Here is a 24263-nt window from a genome sequence, read left to right on the forward strand (position 1 = left end):
GCAATGGATCATCGATTGTTATTTTACATCGGGTGGTTTATAATAAGTATTGTACAAGCTGTCAATACTGAACTATTCGATGATGAAGCTTATTACTGGGTGTATAGTCGTTTTTTAGATTGGGGCTATTTCGATCATCCACCAATGATCGCAGCATTGGTTAAAGCAGGATATGCTATTTTTCCCAATGAACTGGGTGTTCGCATCTTTATCATATTGCTGAACACCGCCACCATTTTTTTCGTTCAGCAACTTACTTACAAAAAAGACGATCGCCTTTTTTATGCGATCGCCTTATCCATTGCCGCTGCCCAGATCGGCGGCATGCTGGCGGTTCCTGATACGCCTTTATTATTTTTTGTGGTATTGTTTTTCTGGCTCTACCAGCAATTTTTGCAAAAGACCAACCTGGCAAATGCGCTGCTCCTGGGCTTTTGCATGGCCTGTATGTTATACAGCAAGTATCATGGTGTGCTGGTGATCGCACTGGTTCTTCTGTCGAACCTGAAATTATTTGCCAATAAATATACCTGGCTGGCCGGGGCCATTTCCCTGCTGTTGTTTGCGCCGCATTTGTACTGGCAGTACCAGCATGATTTTCCGTCGGTACAATATCATCTTTTCGAAAGAAATGCATCCAGTTACCGGTTCGCTTTTACCACGGAATATATAGTGGCACAAATTGCTTTTGCCGGACCGGTCATCGGCTGGTTCCTGCTTTGGGCGGCATTCCGCTACCGGCCCCTTACTTATCTTGAAAAGGCCATGCAGTATTCGCTGATCGGGATCTATATAATATTTCTTATAAGTACCTATAAAGGGCGGGTAGAAGCCAACTGGACCGTAGCAGCCTTCATCCCCTTAATGGTCTTAAGCCACCGGTACCTGGTGCAGCATTACCAATGGCAGAAATGGTTGTACCGAAGCCTTCCGATTACCTTATTATTAGTTCTGTTTATACGTCTCTATTTAATGTGGTGGTTCCCGCCTGTTTCCTGGATAAAGCGGAACGAGTTCCATGGAAACCGTACATGGACAAACGAAATACGTCAACAGGCCGGCAGCTTACCGGTTGTATTTATTGATACGTATCAGCGTGCTTCCAAGTACTGGTTTTACACAGGCTTGCCTGCTTTTTCGTTGAACTCCGCCTATTACCGCCGGAATAATTTTAATATGTGGGCCGTGGAAGATTCACTGATCGGCAGGGAAGTGTATATGGATGTGCCGGATGATAATGATTATTTCCGCAGGCTCTTCAAACCACATGGATGGCCTTTTCCGAAGGATGGTGTACAAACACATTTCTATTCTTTTTCGCGGGTATTGTTCACCGACATGAAATGCACCAATCTCGAAAAACGCCTTATCGAGATCAGTACAAAACTGAGTGTTCCGGAACATTACAAGGCTTATTTCCAACAAGCCGCTTATTGTGAAACGCCTATCTGGCTGGTGCTTTACGAAAACGGCGACGTGAAAACGATTATTAATACCGGCACTACAGTAAAAAACCTGCAGAGCAGCGCCCATACACTTCAGGTTAAGGTTCCCTCAGACATTGGGAATGCGGAATATACAGCCCGGCTCTGCATCGGATCGGTTTTGCCCGGTTTCCCCACCATCAACAGCACTGAATTTGAATTGTGCGTGTTATGATCATTGCAATATCCGTTGAATATCGGGGTCGTTCTGCAGAAAAGCCATTTGCTTCATTACCCAGGGATAGCGGTTGGCAACATAGCGGGATAATGGTTTTACCGTGTACTTTTTGGGATTGGGCATACACGAGGCGATCATGGCGGCCTCCTGGCGAGTGAGCTTTTTTGCCGGCTTCTTAAAATATTTTTGAGCGGCGGCTTCAATGCCAAATATACCCGGACCCATTTCTGAAACGTTGAGGTACATTTCCATGATTCGGTTCTTCCCCCACATCAGTTCTATCATAAAGGTGAAATATACTTCCATGCCTTTGCGAAACCAGCTGCGGCCCTGCCACAAAAACACATTTTTAGCTACCTGCTGGCTGATGGTGGAAGCACCTTTAATGCGGTTCGGTTTCTTTTTATTGTACTCCATCGCCTTGTTAATACTTTTCCAGTCGAAACCATTGTGATCGGGGAAGAGCTGGTCTTCAGCAGCAATAAAAGACAAACGTGCATAAGATGAAACTTCTTTCATCTGCACATAATCCCTTTTCAAACCATTTCCGGAAAATAAGCTACCCAACTGGGTTAGGGTAAAAGGCGGGTCGACCCACTTTAAGAGAAGAATATAAAATAACTGTAATAGAAAAAGAAAGAGCAAAGTCCTCTTGATGATGCGCCAGATGCGAAGGGCTTTTTCTTTCGTTTTAGTTGACATGAGTAGGGAACAGCTTTGGCCTGCAAGATACAATTTTGATTATTGATCCCTAACGTCATTACCCGGTGGGATATTTTCTCATGGGGAATTTTTCACATATACCACTTTATATTTTCCACCCGCTTTATCGGCCCTGTTCTGAAAGTAGGTGATGGCAAAGCCGGTAGCTGCCACTCCGGCGGCAATGGTCAACGGAACTACTTTATTATTGGCAGAAACGGATTCTTTGCGGTATGCAGTATTCACGAGTTCCAGGAAGATAAACCCCAGTCCACCCACTTTCATGAGTGCAGGCAATGTCACCTGGGCAAAACCCTTTTTCCGGCCCCAGGTATATTGACGGGTAAATTGAAACTTTTTAATCTCCCGGTAATCTAGCCCGATCGTATAAGCCATGGTATCGAGCGTAGTACCAAAATCGGTCGCTTTCAATTGCCGCTCCTGTTGTTGAATAATGATGGAATCGTGCCGGATCTCTTTTATATAACCATTTATGGTAAAGCCGTTGTGGGTTACGGCGGAAATGAAAGCGCCGGGATAGTAGGTCTTTAAAGTGCGGTTATTATGTTTTTTGAGAACGATAAAATCCGAGGGCTGCGATAAGGTCACTTCTGCTAATGATACCAGTAGTATTAAAAGTAAAGCTTGTTTCATTCGGTAACAAGTTACAGAGGGCCTTTTTGTTATTTCACTAATGATTTGTTAAACCGCGCCAGCGCTTTAATTGATCTTATCAGAAAGGAAATAGGTTCCATAAAAAAGGGCTATTCCGAATCCCGCGAGAATGACCCCAGAAATTTTATTGATCAGGGAAATGTTATGAAGCGTTAGCTTGTTGCGTAATTTACCTGCCAGCATTACTTTTAATATATCAGCGGCAATATTAACGGCAAGGCAAACGGAAAATATAAGCAGTCGCTGGTTAAAGGTATATTTTGAAAAAGCGGTTGCGGTACCCAGCCAGAAAATAAACACGCTGGGATTTAAGGTATTTAAAAAAAAGCCGCTGGAAAGGATCTTGAGGATTTCAAACTTTCCAAATTTCAGGGCATTGCCATCGGCATCGGTGCGAAGGGTCACTTTTTTAAAGAAAAGATAATAGATCCCTACAGCTACGAGGAAGCCGCTGCCGATATAACCGATCACGTTTTTATACTCCAGCAGTTCTGATACAAAGGCCGAAAAGGCATTACTTATTACGACCAGAATGATATCACTCAACCATACTCCCGCTACAAAACATAACCCGCCGGTATGGCCATTATTTAAACTTTGCTTTATGATGGTAAATATTACAGGCCCAACAGAGAGAGCAAGAATACATCCCAGCGTTAACCCACTTATTATGGCTTGCCACATGCTTAGATCCTTATAAATATTCCGGTTTATATACGTGAACGCAAGGTAGGAAAACAAATTGCATATAAAGAGAGGATTGTTGATTCAGGGACCTGGATCATACCATTAGCCATGACCATATGGATCATCAAATAGTACCCGTTTCAACGAACCTGCTCCAGTCTTCGAACATCTTGCCTTTCATTACGCGTGGAAATTTATGTTGACCACCGATCTTTCCTTTGAGGTGCATAAACTCCATAAATTTTGAAACAGGTAATACGTTCAGGTATACTTCCTTCAGTGCACTGTTCCTTTCTACTGCGTAATCGTCGTTCAGTACCTTCAGGCAGTTGTCTATTTTCTGGCGAAGTAATTCTTTATCTACGGCATCATCGCAGGCGATCCACCATTCATGTGCAAAGAACAAACCATGAGGTACACCAGCTACGGTGTATTCGGGAATATTCAAATTCATTTCCTCACTGGCCAGCTTAATGGCTTTGTTCATGTTATCAACACTCAGGTGTTCGCCAACCAGACTTAAAAAGTGTTTGGTGCGGCCTGTAATGATTATTTCACAACGTTCTTTATCAACAAACCGGACCGTGTCGCCAATCAAATAGCGCCAGGCGCCGGCGGTAGTGCTAAGGAGGATCGCATAGTCTTTCCCTTCTTCAACCTGGTGGATCATCAGCGCTTCGGGATTTGCTACCAGGTTACCATCTGCGTCGAAATTGTCGTTATTGAAAGGTACAAACTCGAAGAAGATATGATCGTTCAGGGCCAGCCGCATGCCTTTGGAGGTTTGGCGGTCCTGGTAAGCGATAAACCCTTCCGAAGCGAGATAGGTCTCAATAAATGTAAGCGGTTTGGCCACCAGTTTATTGAATCCTTTTTTATATGGTTCAAATGAAACGCCGCCGTGAACGAAAAATGCCAGGTTTGGCCACATATCGTGAATGGAATTGAGCTGGTACCGCTCAATGATCTTTTCCATACACATTTGTATCCAGGCCGGTACTCCTACCACAAAACCAATGTCCCAGTTGGGCGCTTCTTCAACAATGGCTTCAATCTTACTGTTCCAGTCGCGGGTACGGGCAATTTTTTTACCTGGCTTATAGAAGGGAGAAAACCAGAAAGGCACTTTTTTGGCGGTAATGCCGCTGAGGTCGCCGGCATAGTAACCGGGGCCTTTTTGCAGGTCGGTGCTGCCGCCCAGCATTAACCAGCCTTTACCAATACTTTTAACAGGAATATCGTGATAGGTGCGTAGAGAAAGTAATTGCTTGATCATCACGATGCGGTTGCCACGCATCAGGTCATTGGTGATGGGTATATATTTACTGGCAGATTCGGAAGTTCCCGAACTGAGGGCGAAATATTTGATCTTTCCAGGCCAGCAGATGTCCCTTTTCCCTTCCAGTGTTTTATGCCACCATTCAGTATAAATCTTGTTATAATCATAGGTAGGGACCAGCTGCTGGAATTTTTTCCCAGCGTGTTTACTCAATAGGATCTCGTCGAACCGGTATTTTTGACCGAATTCGGTAAACCGGGCTTTCTTCAGCAATTTCTTTAGCACCTTGATCTGCTGCCGCCTTGGTGACTTCTCAGGCAAACGCAACGCTCTGGCAACGGACCTGGGTAAAGAGATATCAATTAGGGCCATTAATTAGTTGCCCGTTTGGTCAGGCATAACCAAAATTAAAGGTTTTTAGCATGATATATTGCACATTTTGCAAAGATTAGGCTGTACGGTAAACGGAAAATTAAAAAACAGCCGCTCAGACTGACATTACTCCATCACAATCACATAACCCCGTTGATCTTTTGAATGACTTCCAACAATGGTATATGTTCCACCGGCATGGATAAACGGTTTCAACCAGCTGGGGCAGGACTTCAATTGCTCTATGATCTGCCGGAAAGAACAGGAAGCGCCTTCACAAAAGATCCATTCCCGCGCCTCTTCGGGCTTAGCGGTGATCGAATAATCCGGGAAAGAGGAAAGTACTGAACGAACTTCCTTGGCGCTTTTTTCATCTCCTGCCAGGAAAAAACGCGGTTTGCCCTCATATTTGACCGACCGTTCCTGGTGCTCCCTGCTCACAAAGGTTAGGGCTGCGCGTAACCAGATCACCGCCTCCAGCAAGCCGGTATAGAACCAGGCCAGTTCGCCATGAAAATGTTTCTGTACGAATTGCACCATAGCCTTATAAAAAAGCCGCACGTATTTATTGTCTTTTCGGGTGCTTTCTCCTTTGAAATGTATAATGGTACAATCGGGCAAATAGTAATTATGATAACCGGTTTGCTGTAGGCGGTAACTGAGGTCAATATCTTCGCCATACATAAAGAACTGCTCATCAAAGCCCCCGGTTTTGTGGAGCAGCGATTGTTTCACCATTAAAAATGCACCGGACAAAATATCCACCTTGTTTACCTGCTGGTTACTCAGGTGTCCCATGTAATAGCGCGCAAAAATTTTAGAACCAGGGAACCAGCGCGTTAAGCCGCTCATTTTGCAAAAAGACACCCATAAAGAAGGAAAGCCCCGCTTGGATTCTTTCAGGAACTGCCCCATACCATCGATCATCTGAACGCCGAGGGCGCCGGCATCCGTTGTAGTTTCCATAAATGTGATGCATTTCGTAAAAGCGTCTTCCGGCAAAATGGTATCAGGGTTCAGGAAGAGAATATATTTTCCAGTGGCTTTTTGCAGCGCCTGGTTATTGGCCTTTGAAAAACCCAAATTCACTGAATTCTTTATGAACTGTACAAAGGGAAAGCGGTGTTGGAGGTATTCGATGCTTCCGTCTGTTGAATTATTGTCTACAACCAAAACCTCCACATTGCGCTCGCCGGTGGCTACCCGCATTTCGCCGATAGCTTTCCGCACCGAGCATAGGCACTGTTCGAGAAAGTATTTCACATTATAGTTAACTATAATAACAGACAGCAGCATACTGCAAAATAGGATAGAAATCATTAAGAGTTGCAGGTTCCAGGATTCAGGTTTCAAGTTACTGCCTGGCGGTTACCCGGTAACAACCTGCTACTTGTAACCTGCACCCGGTATCCCTATCTTTGCGCCATGTTAAAAGAAACTTTAATAAACGCCACAGAAGCGGGCGCCAAGGTGCTGCAGCATTATTTTAATTCTACCACCTTGCTGATCAGCAATAAAGAAGGTGTAAACAACCTGGTGACCGAAGCTGACCATGCTTCCGAGAAAGCCATTCTCGAAACGATCAAACAGCAGTTCCCCGATCATTATATTATGAGTGAGGAAGCGGGCGAGATCATTATGGACAGCGAGTACAAATGGATCATCGACCCCATTGATGGCACGGTGAACTTTGCCCATGGTATTCCCATTTGCTGCGTTTCTATTGGCCTCGAGCACAATGGCACCATGATCATGGGCGCTGTGCTGAACCCGTTTATAAAAGAATATTATTTTGCCGAGAAGGGAAAAGGTGCTTCGCTGAACGGCGAACCCATTCATGTTAGCGTTCAGAGCGATCTCATGAAATCCTGCCTCGTGACCGGTTTCCCCTATACATATATCAATCAGCCCAATGGTCCGCTGGAAGCATTTTCCCGCTTCATCCGCGCCGGCATTCCTGTACGCCGCCTGGGTTCAGCGGCTATGGACCTTTGCTGGGTGGCCGCCGGCCGTTTCGACGGTTTTTATGAACATAAGCTACAGGCATGGGACAGCGCTGCAGGTTTCCTGATCGTGGAAGAAGCCGGTGGTAAAGTGACCGATTTCGAAGGCAAGTATTATTCGCCTTATCAACCGCATATCGCCGCTTCCAATGGAAAAATACATGACGATATGTTAAAATGGGTGAACGATAAAGCGTAATCAGGCGCTTTCGGCCTGCCGAATAATTCAATAACTTTATTGGTCTTAATACCTGCCTGCCCCGTTACAGGAAGTTTCTGATCAGCGTGGCAGGTATTGCTATTTATTTCAATAGATAATTTCATATCAGCACCATGAGCGAAAGCAGAACAGAAGTAAGTTCACTGGGTGAATTCGGGTTAATTCAACATTTGACCAGAAATATAGAACTTCAGAACGCTTCTTCCATTGTTGGCGTGGGCGACGATGCCGCCATCATCGATCATTTTGGAAAACAAACCGTTATCACCACCGACCTCCTGATCGAAGGCATTCATTTCGACCTGATGTACACCCCCCTGAAACACCTGGGCTATAAAAGTGTGGTGGTTAACATAAGTGATATCTATGCCATGAACGCCACGCCTACCCAGATCACGGTAAGCATCGGGTTCAGCAACCGCTTCAGCGTGGAGGCGATCAGTGAGTTCTATGAGGGCATTTATGCCGCCTGTGAAAAATATGGAGTCGACCTGATCGGCGGCGACACCAGTTCTTCCCAAAAGGGCTTTGTGATCTCTGTGACTGCCATTGGTGAAGTAACACCGGGGAAATATGTAAGAAGGAATACTGCCCAGAAAGGCGATCTGATCTGCTGCAGCGGTGACCTGGGTGCCGCCTATGTGGGTTTACTGTTCCTGGAACGCGAAAAACAGATCTACCTCGAACATCCGCAGGTACAACCCGACCTGGAAGGGGAAAGTTATGTCATTGGCCGCTTGTTAAAGCCAGAAGCCCGGAAAGACATTATCGAGTTCCTGGAAACCCAGAATATTGTGCCCACGGCCATGATGGACGTCAGCGACGGCCTCAGTTCTGAAATCCTGCACATTTGTGAACAAAGTCAGCTTGGTTGCGTATTGTATGAGGAAAAATTGCCCATTGCAGAAGAAATGCGCAAGGCAGCCTTTAAATTTGAAATAGACCCCACCGCCTGTGCATTGAGCGGGGGCGAAGACTATGAATTACTGTTCACGATGTCACAATCAGATTATGAAAAGATCGTTTTAAATGAACAGATCAGTGTGATCGGTTACATGACCGATGCAGCTGATGGCTTGAAAATCAATACCAAAGGCGGTCAAACGCATTCCATTACTGCGCAGGGATGGAACGCCTTCAAAAAATAAACCGGTGATAGCATGATGCAGAAGATCTCGTATGTAGGCTTTATTGTAGCAATTACCTGCCTTATTGGTTGTTCTGCATCCCGGCAATCCTATAATCCCCAGCGCACCTTTACCAAAAAACAATTAGAAAAGGATTACAAGGTCTTTCGTGGTGTGCTGGAAGAGTCACACCCCAGCCTGTACTGGTTTACTTCGAAAGACAGCATGGATCGTTATTTCGATGAAGGCTTTCACCGCCTCACCGATTCCATGACCGAATTGCAATTCCGCAATGTGCTTTCCTATGTGGTAAGCAAGATCCATTGCGGGCATACGGCGGTCAGATATTCGAAACAATATGGCAGGTACATCGATACAGCCAAATTAAAGATGTTCCCGCTGAGCTTTAAGGTATGGGGCGATTCAATGGCCATAACGGCAAATATCAACAGAAAAGACTCCATCCTGAAATACGGTACCCTGGTTACCGCCATCGATGGCTATAGTGTGCGCAAGCTTACCGATACTTTCCTGAATTATATTTCGGGCGATGGCAACAGCATCAATGGCAAATACCAAAGCCTTAGCAATAGCGGTGCTTTTGGAAGCCTGTACCGGAATTTAATTGGCTTAAAAGACCAGATACAGGTTACCTATCTCGATAGCACCGGCACTGAACAGACTGTTAGCGTGCCGGTATTCGATCCGTCGGTAAAAGATGACGATACATCGGCGAAGCTTGATAAATCGGGTCAGGCACTCAAAGCTTCCAAAGAGAACCCGCGCCATTTTACCTGGAAGGCGCGGTACGTACAGATCGATACCACGCTGTCGAGCGCATACATGACGGTTCATACCTTTGCCCGGGGAAATAAATTAAGGTCATTTTTCCGCCAGGCTTTCCGGGAGCTGGACCGGCGTAAGATCCAGCACCTGGTGGTAGACGTTCGTACGAACGGTGGCGGCGATGCAGGTATTTCTACCTTGTTGACCCGCTACCTGGCCGATAAGAAATTCAAGCTGGCCGATTCCTTATATGCGATTCGCAGAAGCAGTAAATATCGTAAATACATTTCCTGGCAGCCCTTTTACTGGTCGCTCATGCAGTTTGTAACGCATAAGGAGAAAGACGGGCGCTATCATTTCGGGTACTTTGAGCGCCATTATTTCCGCCCCAAAAAGCGGCATCATTTCAATGGCAATATTTACCTGGTTACCGGTGGCAACTCTTTTTCGGCCACCACGCTGTTTGTGAAAGCGCTGCAAGGCCAGCAGAATGTGAAAGTGATCGGGGAAGAAACGGGTGGAGGCGCTTATGGCAATTCAGCCTGGATGATCCCCGATGTAACCCTGCCTAATACGAAAGTGCGTTTCCGGCTCCCTAAGTTCAGACTGGTGATGGATAAAAACCTTGTGCAGGAGGGCCGTGGTATCATCCCCGATATCCAGGTGTCGCCGACGCGCGAGACCATTCTCCGGGGCATCGACCCCAAAGCGGCTGTCATTCGCCGGATGATCATGCACAAGAACAAGATCGGGATCGTTCAGCAATAAACCCGTTGCAATTCGAGGTCATTATCAAACACTACAAAATCAGTGCGATAGCCCTTTTCTATCTTACCCAACTTTTTACCGGCAAGCAATTGGGCCGGATAAGCAGCTGCCATCCGCAAGGCTTCTTCCAGTTCAATACCGGCATGAGCAACCGCATTTTTTACACACTGCAGCATGGTAAGCGCCGAACCTGATAAAGTACCATCGGGCAATGCATACCGGTCGCCCCGGAACAGGTGCTGGTATTCACCGGTGGTGGTTTCCGCAACAGCATCGGTAATAAAGAACAGGCGTTGGTTCAGCATCTTTTTTGCGATCTGCACAGCTGCATAATCCACATGTACGCCATCGCATACAATACTGCTCATTACCTGCGGGTGATTCATAATAGCACCCACCATACCCGGTTCCCGGTGTTGTAATGGGCTCATGGCGTTATATAAGTGTGTGGCTGCTGGTATGCCTTTATTAAATGCATCCATCGCCTGCTGATAGGTAGCATTGCTATGCCCGGCTGATACAATGATGTTGTGTTTCATCAACAGCTCAATAACAGCGGCATCGCACTGTTCCGGCGCCAGGGTCATCATTTTAAAGATGCCTTCGCCTTTTTGCAATAACATGTTCACCTCTTCAATGGAAGGCTTTTTTACACAGGCTTCGAGGTGCGCACCTCTTTTTACCGGATTGATGTATGGACCCTCGAGGTGCAGGCCAAGCAGGCCCTTGCCCCCCTCGTTCCAATAAGCCCGAACCACTTCAAAACCCTGCAGGAATTTTTCAATGCGGTTGGTGGCCATGGTGATCATAAAATGGGTACAGCCGCCAAAGAGACAATACTCATAAGTTGCCTTCAGTGATTCTACGCTTAATTCCTGGGAGAAGAGTTTTCCATGGCCGCCGTAGATCTGCAGATCAACGAAGGCCGGCGCCAGGGTAAACCCTTTCAGGTCTTCTATACGGTAGTGGGAAGGAATCTCATCTGCGTTCACCAGTGCCAGGATCACATCATTATCCGTTAATACCGCTTTGTTTTCTTCTATGAGATGGCCTGTGAAAATTTTTCCATTCGTGTATGCTGTAGACATGCTTTGCTTTGTTCAGTTTGGTTGGTGAAACATATAACTGTGCCGCACTTTTAAATTGCCGCATACCTCGTTATTATGCTATGATAAACCGGTCGGCATCTTTCAGGAAGGGCAGTTTATTCCTTACCTCTTCCAGTGCTGCTTTTTCCAGGGTGATGGTGAAAACATCTTCGGCTTCGGCTTTGGTATACAACACGGTTCCCAGGGCATCTACGATCATGCTATCCCCGCTGTAATAGATGCCATTGCCATCGTTGCCTACGCGGTTCACGCCAATCACGTAACACTGGTTTTCGATGGCCCTTGCCTGCAATAATGTTTTCCAGGCATGATTCCGTTTTTCGGGCCAGTTGGCCACATAGATCAATACGTCATATTCGGGCATACTTTCTGTAACTGATGAACCCGCTTCCTGTGGGGGCGCTACCGGGAAATCATGCGCTTCCATTTCCGAAGCTACCAGGTCGGCCAGGGAGGAGGCCGCCGGTTTTTGCCTGCTCCATACCGGGAAACGCAGGTCATAACATATAAGCAGGTTGATCTTCCAGCCTTTTACGGAAGCGATCAATCGTTTATTGCCCGGCGAATAAAACTGGTCTTCCTGAGCATAGCCAAACAAATGGCGTTTGTCATAAAAGCCATATTGCCCGTTAGGCAACATCCATATAAGCCGGTTATAGTAATTGCCTGCATCTTCAATGATCAAACTACCGGTGAGGATGATCTTTTTTTCGGCTGCCAGTTTTTTCATCCAGGTCACCGTAGGACCATCCATTGTCTCGGCCAGCTTTTCCGGCTGCATACTAAAGCCGGTGCTGAACATTTCCGGCAGTATCACCACTTCTGTGCGCTGTTGCAACTGTTTTATTTTTTCTTCGAACATTTGCAGATTGGCGGTCTTGTCTTCCCAATGCAAATCGCTTTGTATAGTTGTAATGGTAAGCGTTGACATGATATTAAATTAGTGGATCAAAGGTAATCATTGTGCCTATCGCCAACAGGGTTATTTTTGTGTTTATGAGAAGCGCATCTGTTCATGAATTAAAGCAGGAGTTAGTGACCCTGCCGGTGGAAGCACTGACTGACCTTTGCCTGCGGCTGGCAAAATATAAAAAGGAAAATAAGGAGCTGTTGACCTACCTGCTCTTCGAAGCGCACGATGAGGCTGGTTATGTAGAATCGGTTAAGAAGGAAGTAGATGAACAATTTGCCCAGGTCAACTACAGCAATTTGTATTTTGTAAAGAAGACGCTGCGAAAGATCCTAAAGAATATTAATACGCATATCCGGTACACAGGATCTTCACAGGTCACCATCGATCTGCTGATCTATTTTTGTCAATCCATTAAAGCCTCCGGCATTCCCATTGAAAAGAATCCCATCATTGCCAATTTGTATAAGGGGCAGCTGCAGAAGATCAATAAAACGCTGTCGAACCTGCATGAAGACCTGCAATATGATTATTCAAAGGCAGTGGCTGCGCTCGAGCTATGACCCCTGCCGTATTTCACAATTCGTTATGATCTATAGAAGGTTTCCTCCCGTATATAATAGGTGCATTCACGCGGCATTAACAAAATCTTCGATTTTGATATACAACTAAGCGATCTCTTTCGTTATCTTATTTAATAGCAATCGGAGTTGTTGGTTATTGACCGCCTGATGTGGTGCGTAATTTGTATAATAACTTATGTAATGCTAATACAATGAATATTTCAATCCGGCCTGAGCAACCGGCCGACATAGATGAAATTCATGAGCTCAATACATTGGTGTTTGGGCAGGAAAATGAAGCCAGATTGGTTGATCAGGTTCGCCAGAGTCCCCACTTCATTCCTGAATTATCATTGGTTGCATATTCAGATAATGAATTAATCGGATATATTTTATTTTCCCAGATAACGATCACAAATGGCGACTACCGGCATCAAAGTCTGGGTTTAACCTCTATGGTAGTGCATCCTGCCTGGCAAAAAAGAGGTATCGGCTCAAAGATGATCGCTGCTGGTTTGCAAAAAGCTACAGCGCTGGATTATACCGACGTTTTTGTTTTCGGGCATGAACATTATTTTCCAAAATTTGGATTTGTTCCCGCTGCCCGTTGGGGTATCAGACCTCCTTTTGATGCACCTGCCGAAGTGTTTATGGCATTAGAATTAATCCCCAACGCATTATGCAATGTGTCGGGGATCGTTGAATTTCCAATAGAGTTTTCTGTAATGTAATTTCCTCTCTTGCTGCAACAGGTATGACACACTTTGTTTGCCTGTTTGCCGAAAGTGTGCCACACCTTTGTTTCTTTATTATTGCAGCTTATATCTTACCGACAATCCATGCGATAACCCGGTGAACGGAGTGATCGAGAGATTCGGATTTTTGATCAATTTGGTTTTGTGCAGCTTTGGTACCAGTATGCCGGTCAAGGTACCCTGGGTTAAACCCAGCAGGATATCTGACGGAAAGTGTAAGCCACCGCGGTGACGCCACCAGGCTGTTGCGCCGGTAGCTGCACCTGCCAGTCCATACCATACCCATTTTGCTTTGGAGTGTGGATGGTAGTCGGCCCATACCTGGGCGAAGAAGAAGGTAGATGTGGCCACCAGAGCTACGTGCCCTGCATAAAATGAATTTTTGCCACCGCCTCTTGTACGATAATCCAATGGCGTTTCTTCATGGTAAACATAAGGCCGGTACCTGTTGGTGAAGTAGGTTGACCCGGTATACAATAAGCCGGTTATCGACATGGCTTCGAGGTACAGGAATGATAGCTTTGCAATATCTTTTCTCATTGCTTTATCGAATAAGAAAAATACAGGCACAGGCATCGATCCGTAGAAGGGGAGATAGCTGATATCATCCACTTTCTTATTGTATGGCCGTATACCTCTGCGGTCAAAACGATTTACATCTGACCTGTTCAGGGCAAGAACAGTTTCTTCATCTGTTGGATCTTTGCTATAGATCTTGGTGAATGCATATAACGACCATAAAGTTCCGGTGGCGGTCACCGGTATATCGGCGGCCCAGTTCATTTTGTAAACCTCTTTCGGTTTCTCATTTACGTTTATTTCCGGCTGTTGTAAGGGAACTGTATCGACACGTAGGCTTGCAGAATCGTTCTGGGCACATACTGATGCGAATACAAAAAGGAAAGCCGGAACTACTGCATATACTTTCTTCATAGCTATCCCTTTTGTGTTTGTATATTGTTTACTATTACATTTTTGCAATGTTTATGCCATGGGGAATAGTGGGGAACGGCGCTGTCCTTGCTCCGGCACCGGTTATAAAAAGCGAAGAAAACCAATTAATTGAAAAAGCCCGGATGATCCTGCTATGCTAGCAGATCATCCGGGCATCTATTTTTTATTGGATAAAAGTTAGGTTGGGTGCAGGCAATGCAGCTGTGCCTTACTGCTTATCAGCAGGCGCCGGTTCTTCGGTGAAGTATTGCTTCTCTGATAATGAATGCACCAGCTCCGCTACCAGTGCGGTCCAACCGGTTTGATGGCTGGCGCCCAGTCCGGCCCCGGTTTCACCATGAAAATACTCATAGAACAATACCAGGTCTGCATTTTCGGAACGTTGATAGAACCAACTGTAGGCGCCATGTGCCGGCCGCTTGCCATGCTGGTTGGGCTGGAACAGTGTGATCAGCCTGCGCGTCAACTCTTCGGCCACCTGTATCAAATTCATTTTATTGCCTGAACCGATCGGACATTCGACCTCCAGCTCATTGCCATAAAATTCTCCAAAGTGGCGGATAGATTGAATGATGATATAATTGATGGGCATCCACAACGGGCCGCGCCAGTTTGAATTTCCACCAAACATATCCGAAGTAGAATCCCCGGGTTCATATTGGATCTTGTATTCTATGCCGCGGATATTGACAGAGAATGGATTCTTCTCGTGGTATTTCGACAAAGCGCGTATGCCCCAGGGTGATAGGAACTGCGTTTCATCCAATAACCGTTGCAAGAGGAATACCAGCCGTTCTTTGGGTACCAGCGATAACAAAATGGTTTTGCCGTCACTTCGTTCTTCGTTTGGCCAGAACCGGTTGTTCTTCTTCCGGTAATTTTCAAACCAGGTGATCCGTTTTCTGAAATCATCCAGTTTATCGAGCATTCTTTTTTCGATGGTCGACACTGCAAACAAGGAGGTCAAACCTACTATGGAAAAGATGCGTAAATGCAGGGGTTCAGAACCGGCTATGGATAATGTATCATAAAAGAATTTATCTTCCTGGTTCCACATGCCCTGTTCATTCAACGCCTCGGCAATCATCACAAAATGCTCAAAGAATTTGGTGGCTGTGTCTTCGAATGAGATATCGTGCATGGCGATCTCCAGCGCCATGTCCATCATATTCAGCGCATACATGCCCATCCAGCTCGTTCCATCTGCCTGCTCCAGTTCCATATCGTTATGCACAAGATGGCTGCGATTGAATACACCGATGTTATCCAGGCCAAGGAATCCGCCCTGGAACATGTTGTTTCCATTCGAATCCTTGCGGTTTATCCACCAGGTAAAGTTGATGATAAGCTTTTGGAAAATGCGTTTCAGGAAAGGAATGTCGCCTTTGCCGGTCTGCAATTTTTCAATGCGATAGACTTCCATGGCCGCCCATGCCTGCACGGGCGGGTTCACATCACTGAAGTTCCATTCATAGGCCGGTAACTGCCCGTCGGGTTTCATATACCATTCGCGCATGATGAGCGTGAGCTGGTGTTTGGCAAATACGGGGTCAACCATGGCCATGGGAATACACTGAAAAGCCAGGTCCCAGGCCGCATACCAGGGATATTCCCATTTGTCGGGCATGCAAATGATATCCTGGTTCTTGAGGTGTTTCCAGTCGTGGTTCCTGCCATGTAAGCGGGATGTGCTTGGCGGCGTTATTCCGTCGCTGGTAGTGAGCCAGCGTTCCACATCAAAATGATAGTATTGTTTGCTCCACAATAAACCGGCCAGCGCCCGCCGTTGGATCTTTGCGAGGCCGGGCACTTTTGTATTGGCCAGCACCCTGGCATAGAAATCATCGGCTTCCTGCTTACGCAATTTAAAGATGTCTTCAAAGCCGGGCGCAAAAGGATTCTCTATTGGCTTATGGCTTAAGCGGAGGTAAACGGTTTCGGAGCGGCCGCCGTGAATGCGTAATTTATAAACAGGCGCAAACTTGGTTCCCGATTTCTTTTGACGCAGGGCGCTTATATTTTCGCCTTTGATGATGGCATCATGAAACGCATCTTTAGTGAATGGCGACAAATTGGGTTTGCCGTTCACTTTTTCAAAATTCGTTTCATTTTCGGTGAAGAGAATATCATTCGGCTGTTGAAAATATAAATAGTAAGTTCCGAGCCGGTGATGATTTGCCTTTACCACATTTTTATTGCGCCAGGTAATGGAAGGTTTTTTCTTGGATGTATCATGGCTCCAGCGGTTGTAAAACCAGAGGGTAGGCAAAAGCGTTATTTCCGCCGATTTGGTATGATGGTTATGAATATTGATCCTGATGCTGATATCCCGCGAATTGTGTTTCGCATAGGTTACGTGTACATCAAAATATTCATTGTTATTAAAAATACCTGTATCGAGAATTTCATATTCGGGCTCGGTGCGGGAGCGTTGCCTGTTCACCGACAACAGATCGTCGTATGGAAATTTCTGTTGTGGATATTTGTACAAATACTCCATGTAATAATGGGTTGGCAAATTGTCGAGGTAGTAATAGAGCTCTTTTACATCCTCGCCATGATTGCCTTCGTAGTTGCCCAGTCCAAACAGGCGTTCTTTCAAAATAGGATCTTTTCCATTCCAGACGGTAATGGCAAAACACAGGTTTTGAAAGAAATCGGAAATCCCTGCTATCCCATCTTCACCCCATCTATATGCACGAAAGCGCGCCTGGTCATGGGTAAAATAATTCCAGGCATCGTTATTCTGACTAAAATCTTCGCGAACAGTTCCCCACTGTCTTTCACTTAAATACGGTCCCCATTGCTCCAAAGGAATCTTCCTCGTGGAATTAACCGCAAGTCGTTGATGTTCTGCACTCATGATCCGGTTTTGTGCTTTATTAGTTAATACGCTGGCAAGCGACCGGCGGTAAGCATCAATTATTTAATAATGGTCGAAAATACCATTATGAAGTTAGTGTATAGGGGTCATTAAATAAAAGATTAGGCCCCTGTTTATGGCAGGAAATTAATAAATTTTATATAGGATATGGGGTTATTAAATATAGGTTAATAATAAGAATCCATTAATTAATCCTTTCCTTTCTCAAGATTTAAAAAGGGCTTAACCAGATCGATAGGCACCGGGAATATGGTGGTTGAATTATTTTCAGTAGCGATCTCCCGCAGGGTTTGCAGGTATCTCAGCGTAAGGGCGCTGGGCTGATCGCTCAAAATGCGGGCCGCATCTGCCAGCCGTTGCGATGCCTGGAACTCACCTTCTGCTGCAATGACCTTCGATCGGCGTTCGCGTTCCGCTTCTGCCTGCCTGGCCATGGCACGCTGCATTTCCTGGGGCAGGTCAATTTGTTTTACTTCCACATTCGACACTTTAATGCCCCAGGGTTCGGTATGGGTATCGATGATCTGCTGTAGTTTCTGGTTTATTTTTTCCCGCTGCGACAAAAGATCATCCAGTTCTGATTGTCCCAACACACTGCGCAGCGTAGTTTGAGAGAATTGGGAAGTGGCCACCAGGTAATTCTCTACTTCAACAATGGCCTTTTGGGGTTGCAGTACCCGGAAGTACACCACGGCATTTACTTTTATGGAAACATTGTCTTCTGTAATGATATCCTGTGGCGGAACATCCATTACGACCGTGCGCAGGCTTACTTTCACCATTTTATCAATCACCGGTATTAATAGAATGAGCCCCGGCCCGCGTACCGAAACGAGGCGGCCCAATCTGAAGACAACGCCCCGCTCGTATTCACGCAGAATGCGAATGGCGCTGGATAACACAAAGATCAGGAACAGCACTAAAACAATGGCCGAAGCGGAGAAAGGTAATGTGTTCATATTATAACGCGTTTATACTGATGATTCATTATAGGGTTCTACCTGCAGGGTCCAATTCAACATGCCGGTCACGATCACCTTTTTTCCTTCAGGGATAAAACCACTTGCTGAGATCGCTTTCCAGATCTCACCATGCATGCGTACGGTGCCGGCAGGATTCAATTCACTTAATGACTGACCTACTTCACCTATCATAGCTTCCAGGCCCATGGCTGGTTTTGCACGCTGGGCCTTTAATCCCATACCTATGACAAAGAGAAAAAAGAGTGCACTTACCCCAACCGCCGTTAGAATCACGCTCCACGACAGATCAGCCACGGCCCAGGTTTCATCGGTTCGAATGAGCATCATGGAGCCGAGCAGTAGCGATATCACGCCACCTATGCCTAAGAGGCCATGACTCACGATTTTTATTTCGAGCAGAAAAAGGATAACGCCAAAAACGATCAGCGCCAGGCCGGCATAATTCACGGGCAAGGTATGCATGGTGTAGAGCGCGAGGATGATAGAAATGCCGCCAATGATACCAGGGAAAATAGCACCCGGACTGTATAATTCAAAAATGAGCCCGTACAACCCGAGCAGGAATAAGATATAAGCTACATTGGGATCACTGAGTATGTTCAGCATCTTTTCGCCCCAGCCCATTTCGAGTGAACGGGTAGTTGCATTTTTTGTATGAAGTGTAACAGTACCGGAACTAACGGTAATGGTTCGGCCATCAATATTGCTCAGCAACTCCTGCTCGCTGGAAGCGATCAGATTAATGACATTATATTCCAACGCTTCCGACTCTGTTAGTGATACGCTGTTCTTAACGGCCTCTGCAGCCCAGGCTGCATTGCGCGCCCGTTTGGCGGCAATGGATTTGATAAAAGCGATAGCATCGTTGGTAGCTTTGGCGCTCATGATCGTATCCATTTCACCATGGCTGCTTACCGGGTGAGCAGCGCCAATATTGGTACCGGGCGCCATGGCGGCAATATGAGCCGCCATTGTGATAAACACACCAGCCGATCCTGCATGGGCACCGCCGGGTGATACATATACAACAATGGGTACCGGCGATTGCAGGATGTCGCTTACAATGGCCCGCGTACTTTTCAATAATCCACCCGGCGTATTTAAATGAATGAGCAAACAGCTGGCCTGTTCTTTCTGCGCCACGTCGATGGCGCGATGGATAAAATCTGCCGAAGCCGGGTTAATGGTAGCATCGATTTTTATGGAAAGTACTTTTTGCGCATACAATGGCCATGGACTTAAAATAAGCAACAGATAATATAGTAATATGCGCCTCATAAACTCATTGCTTTTGTTGCACGTGAAGCTACAGCTTGGAAGCATCAGTTCTTATAACTGCTCAGTATTGTATAAAGTGCGGATAAAATGGGGGAGCCAGTCTATCGTAATTTACTAAAAATGGGCGGGAATAGCAATTTTAAAGTCGGGACCTGAAATTACATAAAACCAAATATGAAAAGCTGAATGCTTCATGTTTGCGTTCTGCCATTATCCTATCTGGAACGCCCATCCGAGCAGTAAGCAGATCAATACAATGATGGGGGAGGGAATGCGGGTGAAATTCAGCAGCAGCCAGGTTCCCAGGATGACGCCAAGGTTTATGATACTAACGGTTCGGAAACCGATCACTGAAATATCGCGCATCATATAAATGGTACCAGCCACCATAATACCAACGACCACGGCATTGATGCCTTCCAATGCCCGGTATACGATTACGTAGCGCTGCAGGTTATGCCAGATGGGAAAAAAGAATAAGACCAGCAGGGCGCTTGGCAAAAAGATCGCAATGGAGCCAATTAAACAACCAAGTAGCTGCCAGAGGGTGCCTTTATCTTTCATGGCCATGCCGCCCATAAAAGAAGAAATGGAAAATACAGGTCCGGGTATGGCACGGACGATACCCGCGCCAGTGTAAAAATCATCACGCTCGATGCTGATCACATTGCCTTTCTTATTCAGGTTCTTTCGGATAACGACTGGCGACTTGGGACGTTCAACATATTGTTCGTACATCATGGGAATGAGTACCTGTCCGCCACCGAAGACCAGGCTCCCGAAGCGGTAGGTATTTTCAAACAGGTTCAGGGGGCGACGATTGGGCCAGTCATTTTTTCTGGCTAATTCACTCACCACCCCGGCCAGTAAAAAGATGATGGCGAATAACCAGATATTCCCCCATTTTATTTTTTTTACCGGTTGCGCTTTTTCGGGAATACGTTTATCACTCAGATTGGTAACAAAGCCCCCGGCTATTAACAAGATGGGAAAGATCCACGGCGATTTGAACAGAAAGTAGGTGGTGATAGTACTTATCACCATAATAATACGGGTTATATTATTATGTATGGCCAGTTTGAAAGAGCGGGTGGCGGCAAAAGCGAGAAAACCGACCGCCATGGGTTGAATAAATTTAAAGATGCCATTGCTCATGGACTTACTGTCGAAAAATTCGAGCAGAAAGGAAAACGCGCCCATCAGGATACAGGCAGGTGAGATCCAGATAAGCAATGTCAGGATGGCCAGTGGAATGCCGCCCCTTTTATAACCGATGAGGGTTAGCACTTGTGTAGAAGAAGCGCCGGGCAGCAGCTGACAAAAAGAATTATATTCCAGCAGTTCCTGTTCCGTCACATCATGCCGGCGATGAACGAAGGTCTTCATCACCATACCAAAATGACCTTGTGGTCCGCCAAAGGCAGAAACACTATGGATAAAGACCGCTTTCAAAAAAGGTATATGGCGAAGAAGGATCATTCAGTTGTATTCAAATCCCGGAAATTTCACAATTTAGGCAAACTGCCTCATTCGACGAGTTATAAGGATGGTTTCCAGCGCGATCGCGGCTCAAAATAATTCCAGCAGAGAGCCGAAAGCCGGCGCGTCAGCACCCAGGCTTCATTGGTGTTATCCCAGCTCTGGTCTTTCAGGTTTTTCGTTTCCACTGAGAATATATATGGACCATGCGGCGCCATCACCAATAATATTTCACTGCGCGATGCATTTACACAACCATTTTTGGAAGCCACAAATATGTACGGTGGAATCTCCGCAATGGCTTGTTCATCATTATAATTTCTGCCCAGCAGGCGGATCATTTTTTCGCTGGCTTGTTTGCTGATCACTTCACCGCGGTAGATCTTTTCCATCAGGGTACCCATTTCACGCGGCGTTGTTTGTCCCCACCCGTATTGTTGCCGGTTGGTTTCGCGGCCGGGCGTTCTTGAGTTTACTCTGGTGTATTTCATTCCCAGGGAATCGAGTATTTCATTGATACGCGTACCGGTGCCGGCCAGGCTTTGCAGCCACAGGCTGGCGGTATTGTCGCTGGTGGTAAGCATCAGCATAAGCACTTTATGCAATCCTATTTTCTCACCGTTCTTAAATGAACCCAGAATATCTTCACCAGCATAGTAGAGTGAATCTTTGTATTCAAGTTGCTGGTGATAGTCGAGCTGACCTTTGGCTATTTTATCCTGAATACCTATTAAGATAGGCACCTTCACCATGCTGGCAGTCGGAAATAACGTATCGGCGTTGAACTGGGCAATTTTTCCGGTACGCAAGTTTTTTACATATACGCCAATGTCGCCGTGAAGATCCTTCACCAGGTGCCGGATCTTTTGCTGCAATTTGTGATCGATCGGTTGGGCTGATAAGGAAATAAAAATCACCAGGAGCCATGAAGATATAATAATTTTTTTCATAATATAAACAGGTTCAAAATTTTTCTCATGCGTTCGTTTTCAGGGTATGCAGTTCAAGACCGGCAGGATCTCAAAATTGTAAACGGACAAGTGCCTTAGTGGATTTCTAATCGATAGAACCGTCTATAAACCAACTACGTTTATATGTTATCGATAGTAGTTATTTCTTTCTATTTCTTCGAGCACTTTATCAGGTACGAGGTAGCGGATTGATTTTCCCTGCCGGATATTATTGCGGATATGGGTGGCTGATATCTGCAACAGGGGCGCATCGAGAATCGTAATATTTCCTGCTGCAAAATTATTGATGACTTCATGACCTGGCCGCCGGTAGACAAAGATCGGGCAGTGCTGCAGGATGAATTCATAGTTTTTCCATTTGGAAAGGTTTTCAAAGCTGTCGCTGCCCATTATGATGGCGAACTGGTGGGTGGGATATTTTTCCTGTAAGTACGCCAGTGTATTTACTGTATAGGAAGGTTGCGGCAGGCGGAATTCGATATCGCTGGCTTTCAATTTCGGTTCTGGTTCTATGGCCAGTTGAACGAGGTTAAGACGGTTGTAGGAATTGAGTAAACTGGACGATTGTTTAAATGGATTTTGGGGAGAAACCACCAGCCAGATCTGATCGAGATCGGTATGTTGCAACATGTAATTCGCAATGATCAAATGACCATGATGAATAGGATTGAATGAGCCGAAATAGAGTCCAACTTTCATAGTGCTAATAATTCCCCGCTTTTAAAGTTCCTGAATTAATTGGGCGTTGCGATAATAATTTCTGCAAAGAAACAGATTCATTGCCTTAGAAAACGGGATTCGTTTTTATGAAGTCGGGATTATGAACGGGATTATTTCTTATGAAAGGAGGGAGGCTTTCGATGGAATCAAGGCGGTGGCCATGACAGGGAAAATTGCTTGTAGCCAGCGGCAAAAGAGAGAAGGAAAAATTGGAATATACAAGTCGTCTGGCGAATGAACACCGGCAGTATTGCTGATTGAACGGAGGGCTGATAATCAGCTGGAAGGTAAACAGAGAAGCTTTAAAGGAACAGGATTGGTTTAGGGTCATCCCAGTTCTTCTACAAAAATATTATCGGCCTCATTTAATCGCAAGCTCAGGTTATAACCAGCTACAATAATTGAGATGGGATCGCCGAGCGGAGCAACCTGTTCTACCTTAACCAATTCCCCCGGTACACAACCCATTTCCATGAGTTTTAAAAAGAGGTCATTATTCTCAAAAGAAAGTATCCGGGCAACGGTTCCTGTTTCTATTTCTGATAATCGTTTCATAATTCTATAGACAACAAATGTAGCTTTGTATTAATTAATGACAGTTACGAATTTCGAAAAATGCATAATCTTAACATTCCTCCCATTCAATTTCATTTCTTAGCGACTGTATCTTTTTCTCAACGTACCCTTGTTAAGGAAGTTATCCGCGATCTCTTCAGGAAGGAGAAGACCAAACTGGAACAACTGCGATACATATTCTGTTCAGATGAATACCTATTAGAGATCAATAAACAGCACCTGCAGCACAACTATTTTACCGACATCATCACGTTTGATCTATCCGAAAAACCAAATGCTGTTATCGGCGAAATATATATAAGTGTTGATAGGGTTAAGGATAATGCTCAAACGTATAAGGTCCCTGTCAAGCAGGAACTTTTAAGAGTGATCTTTCATGGCGCCCTGCATTTATGTGGTTATAAGGACAAAACCAAAAAGGAAGAAGAGCTCATGCGGAAGGCGGAGGACAAATATCTACAGTACTACAGCTCGAAAGCAAATAATTGATAAGCCAGATAACAGGGACTTGAGTGAGGCTGGCCGTTCCGGCCGGATTAATTGAAACACAAAAATCAGCACACCACTCGAAACGTGTTAGCTCATCATTTGGCATGTAAGCAGTCCGCATTCCACTAGCTACCAGGCTGTTGGTAAAGGGTTTAAGTTGCTGGTTCAACATCTTGCCTGTCTGACCGGTCGAGCCTCCCCGGCTTATTATTTATTTTGATTTTTTCGGACAGCGAGGGGTCACCCATCAATGGTTGCAATATGGAAATTGAACAGTATGAACGCTTACAAGATGTTTAATACGAACGGCG

Annotated in this window: 22 protein-coding genes; 7 read left to right on the forward strand and 15 right to left on the reverse strand. The window is 45.6% G+C overall.

Translation table 11 applies throughout. From position 1 onward, the window contains the following. The first annotated feature begins 3 nt into the window (after positions 1 to 3). Positions 4 to 1659 (forward strand): ArnT family glycosyltransferase, encoded by a 1656-nt coding sequence (locus JT717_RS00200; protein WP_205508002.1) that lies wholly within the window; start codon positions 4 to 6, stop codon positions 1657 to 1659. Here JT717_RS00200 and mtgA read toward each other — a convergent pair whose 3' ends face one another. The 5 genes from mtgA to JT717_RS00225 form a co-directional block, all read right to left on the reverse strand. Next, positions 1660 to 2364 (reverse strand): monofunctional biosynthetic peptidoglycan transglycosylase, encoded by a 705-nt coding sequence (gene mtgA / locus JT717_RS00205; protein ID WP_205508003.1) that lies wholly within the window; start codon positions 2362 to 2364, stop codon positions 1660 to 1662. Positions 2365 to 2442: 78 nt separating this feature from the next. Further along, the gene (locus JT717_RS00210; protein ID WP_205508004.1) at positions 2443 to 3018 is read right to left on the reverse strand and encodes a hypothetical protein; all 576 of its coding nucleotides are present in this window, start codon (positions 3016 to 3018) and stop codon (positions 2443 to 2445) included. A gap of 66 nt (positions 3019 to 3084) precedes the next feature. Continuing rightward, positions 3085 to 3723, reverse strand: coding sequence for a LysE family translocator (locus JT717_RS00215; protein ID WP_205508005.1), 639 nt, complete (start codon positions 3721 to 3723; stop codon positions 3085 to 3087). 127 nt (positions 3724 to 3850) lie between these two features. Further along, on the reverse strand, positions 3851 to 5377 hold the full coding sequence (locus JT717_RS00220) for a GH3 family acyl-acid amido synthetase (protein WP_205508006.1): 1527 nt from the start codon (positions 5375 to 5377) through the stop codon (positions 3851 to 3853). Between the two features lie 126 nt (positions 5378 to 5503). Then, on the reverse strand, positions 5504 to 6673 hold the full coding sequence (locus JT717_RS00225; protein WP_205508007.1) for a glycosyltransferase family 2 protein: 1170 nt from the start codon (positions 6671 to 6673) through the stop codon (positions 5504 to 5506). A 129-nt stretch (positions 6674 to 6802) separates the two neighbouring features. Between JT717_RS00225 and JT717_RS00230 the strand changes: the two genes are divergently transcribed. The 3 genes from JT717_RS00230 to JT717_RS00240 all read left to right on the forward strand — a co-directional run bounded on the left by JT717_RS00230 (position 6803) and on the right by JT717_RS00240 (position 10281). Further along, on the forward strand, positions 6803 to 7579 hold the full coding sequence (locus JT717_RS00230; protein WP_205508009.1) for an inositol monophosphatase family protein: 777 nt from the start codon (positions 6803 to 6805) through the stop codon (positions 7577 to 7579). Positions 7580 to 7713: 134 nt separating this feature from the next. Then, entirely contained in the window at positions 7714 to 8748 is a 1035-nt protein-coding gene (gene thiL, locus JT717_RS00235; protein ID WP_205508010.1) for a thiamine-phosphate kinase, read from the forward strand. A 12-nt stretch (positions 8749 to 8760) separates the two neighbouring features. After that, on the forward strand, positions 8761 to 10281 hold the full coding sequence (locus tag JT717_RS00240) for a S41 family peptidase (RefSeq protein ID WP_205508011.1): 1521 nt from the start codon (positions 8761 to 8763) through the stop codon (positions 10279 to 10281). Here the strand turns inward: JT717_RS00240 and nagA are convergent. Further along, a complete protein-coding gene (gene nagA / locus JT717_RS00245; protein WP_205508012.1) occupies positions 10272 to 11369 on the reverse strand; it encodes an N-acetylglucosamine-6-phosphate deacetylase in 1098 nt (365 codons plus the stop codon). The genes JT717_RS00240 and nagA overlap by 10 nt on opposite strands. Positions 11370 to 11442: 73 nt before the next feature. Continuing rightward, positions 11443 to 12321 (reverse strand): nitrilase family protein, encoded by an 879-nt coding sequence (locus JT717_RS00250; protein ID WP_205508013.1) that lies wholly within the window; start codon positions 12319 to 12321, stop codon positions 11443 to 11445. A gap of 65 nt (positions 12322 to 12386) precedes the next feature. Here JT717_RS00250 and JT717_RS00255 point away from each other — a divergent pair, with 65 nt between their 5' ends. Beyond that, positions 12387 to 12863: a hypothetical protein gene (locus tag JT717_RS00255; protein ID WP_205508014.1), complete on the forward strand. Its 477-nt coding sequence runs from the start codon at positions 12387 to 12389 to the stop codon at positions 12861 to 12863. A 170-nt stretch (positions 12864 to 13033) separates the two neighbouring features. Beyond that, positions 13034 to 13594 carry a GNAT family N-acetyltransferase gene (locus JT717_RS00260; protein ID WP_205508015.1) on the forward strand — a complete coding sequence of 187 codons (561 nt, stop codon included), beginning with the start codon at positions 13034 to 13036 and terminating at the stop codon, positions 13592 to 13594. 78 nt (positions 13595 to 13672) lie between these two features. Here the strand turns inward: JT717_RS00260 and JT717_RS00265 are convergent, their stop codons facing one another. The 8 genes from JT717_RS00265 to JT717_RS00300 all read right to left on the reverse strand — a co-directional run bounded on the left by JT717_RS00265 (position 13673) and on the right by JT717_RS00300 (position 23442). Further along, positions 13673 to 14551: a phosphatase PAP2 family protein gene (locus JT717_RS00265; protein WP_205508016.1), complete on the reverse strand. Its 879-nt coding sequence runs from the start codon at positions 14549 to 14551 to the stop codon at positions 13673 to 13675. Between the two features lie 229 nt (positions 14552 to 14780). Beyond that, positions 14781 to 17435 (reverse strand): MGH1-like glycoside hydrolase domain-containing protein, encoded by a 2655-nt coding sequence (locus JT717_RS00270; protein ID WP_205508019.1) that lies wholly within the window; start codon positions 17433 to 17435, stop codon positions 14781 to 14783. 209 nt (positions 17436 to 17644) lie between these two features. Next, positions 17645 to 18415: a slipin family protein gene (locus tag JT717_RS00275; protein WP_205508021.1), complete on the reverse strand. Its 771-nt coding sequence runs from the start codon at positions 18413 to 18415 to the stop codon at positions 17645 to 17647. A gap of 12 nt (positions 18416 to 18427) precedes the next feature. After that, on the reverse strand, positions 18428 to 19717 hold the full coding sequence (locus tag JT717_RS00280; RefSeq protein WP_205508024.1) for an NfeD family protein: 1290 nt from the start codon (positions 19715 to 19717) through the stop codon (positions 18428 to 18430). Positions 19718 to 19927: 210 nt separating this feature from the next. Next, a complete protein-coding gene (locus JT717_RS00285) occupies positions 19928 to 21196 on the reverse strand; it encodes a chromate transporter (protein ID WP_205508027.1) in 1269 nt (422 codons plus the stop codon). A 59-nt stretch (positions 21197 to 21255) separates the two neighbouring features. After that, the gene (locus JT717_RS00290; RefSeq protein WP_205508028.1) at positions 21256 to 22146 is read right to left on the reverse strand and encodes a serine hydrolase; all 891 of its coding nucleotides are present in this window, start codon (positions 22144 to 22146) and stop codon (positions 21256 to 21258) included. 147 nt (positions 22147 to 22293) lie between these two features. After that, positions 22294 to 22866, reverse strand: a complete 573-nt coding sequence (gene nadD / locus JT717_RS00295; RefSeq protein ID WP_205508030.1) for a nicotinate (nicotinamide) nucleotide adenylyltransferase — start codon at positions 22864 to 22866, stop codon at positions 22294 to 22296. Positions 22867 to 23214: 348 nt separating this feature from the next. After that, a complete protein-coding gene (locus JT717_RS00300; protein ID WP_205508031.1) occupies positions 23215 to 23442 on the reverse strand; it encodes a FeoA family protein in 228 nt (75 codons plus the stop codon). A 60-nt stretch (positions 23443 to 23502) separates the two neighbouring features. Here JT717_RS00300 and ybeY point away from each other — a divergent pair, with 60 nt between their 5' ends. Next, positions 23503 to 23952: an rRNA maturation RNase YbeY gene (gene ybeY, locus JT717_RS00305; protein WP_205508032.1), complete on the forward strand. Its 450-nt coding sequence runs from the start codon at positions 23503 to 23505 to the stop codon at positions 23950 to 23952. Positions 23953 to 24263 lie beyond the last annotated feature (311 nt).

Source organism: Longitalea arenae (assembly GCF_016924755.1).
In the GTDB taxonomy this organism is placed as follows: Bacteria; Bacteroidota; Bacteroidia; order Chitinophagales; family Chitinophagaceae; genus Niastella; species Niastella arenae.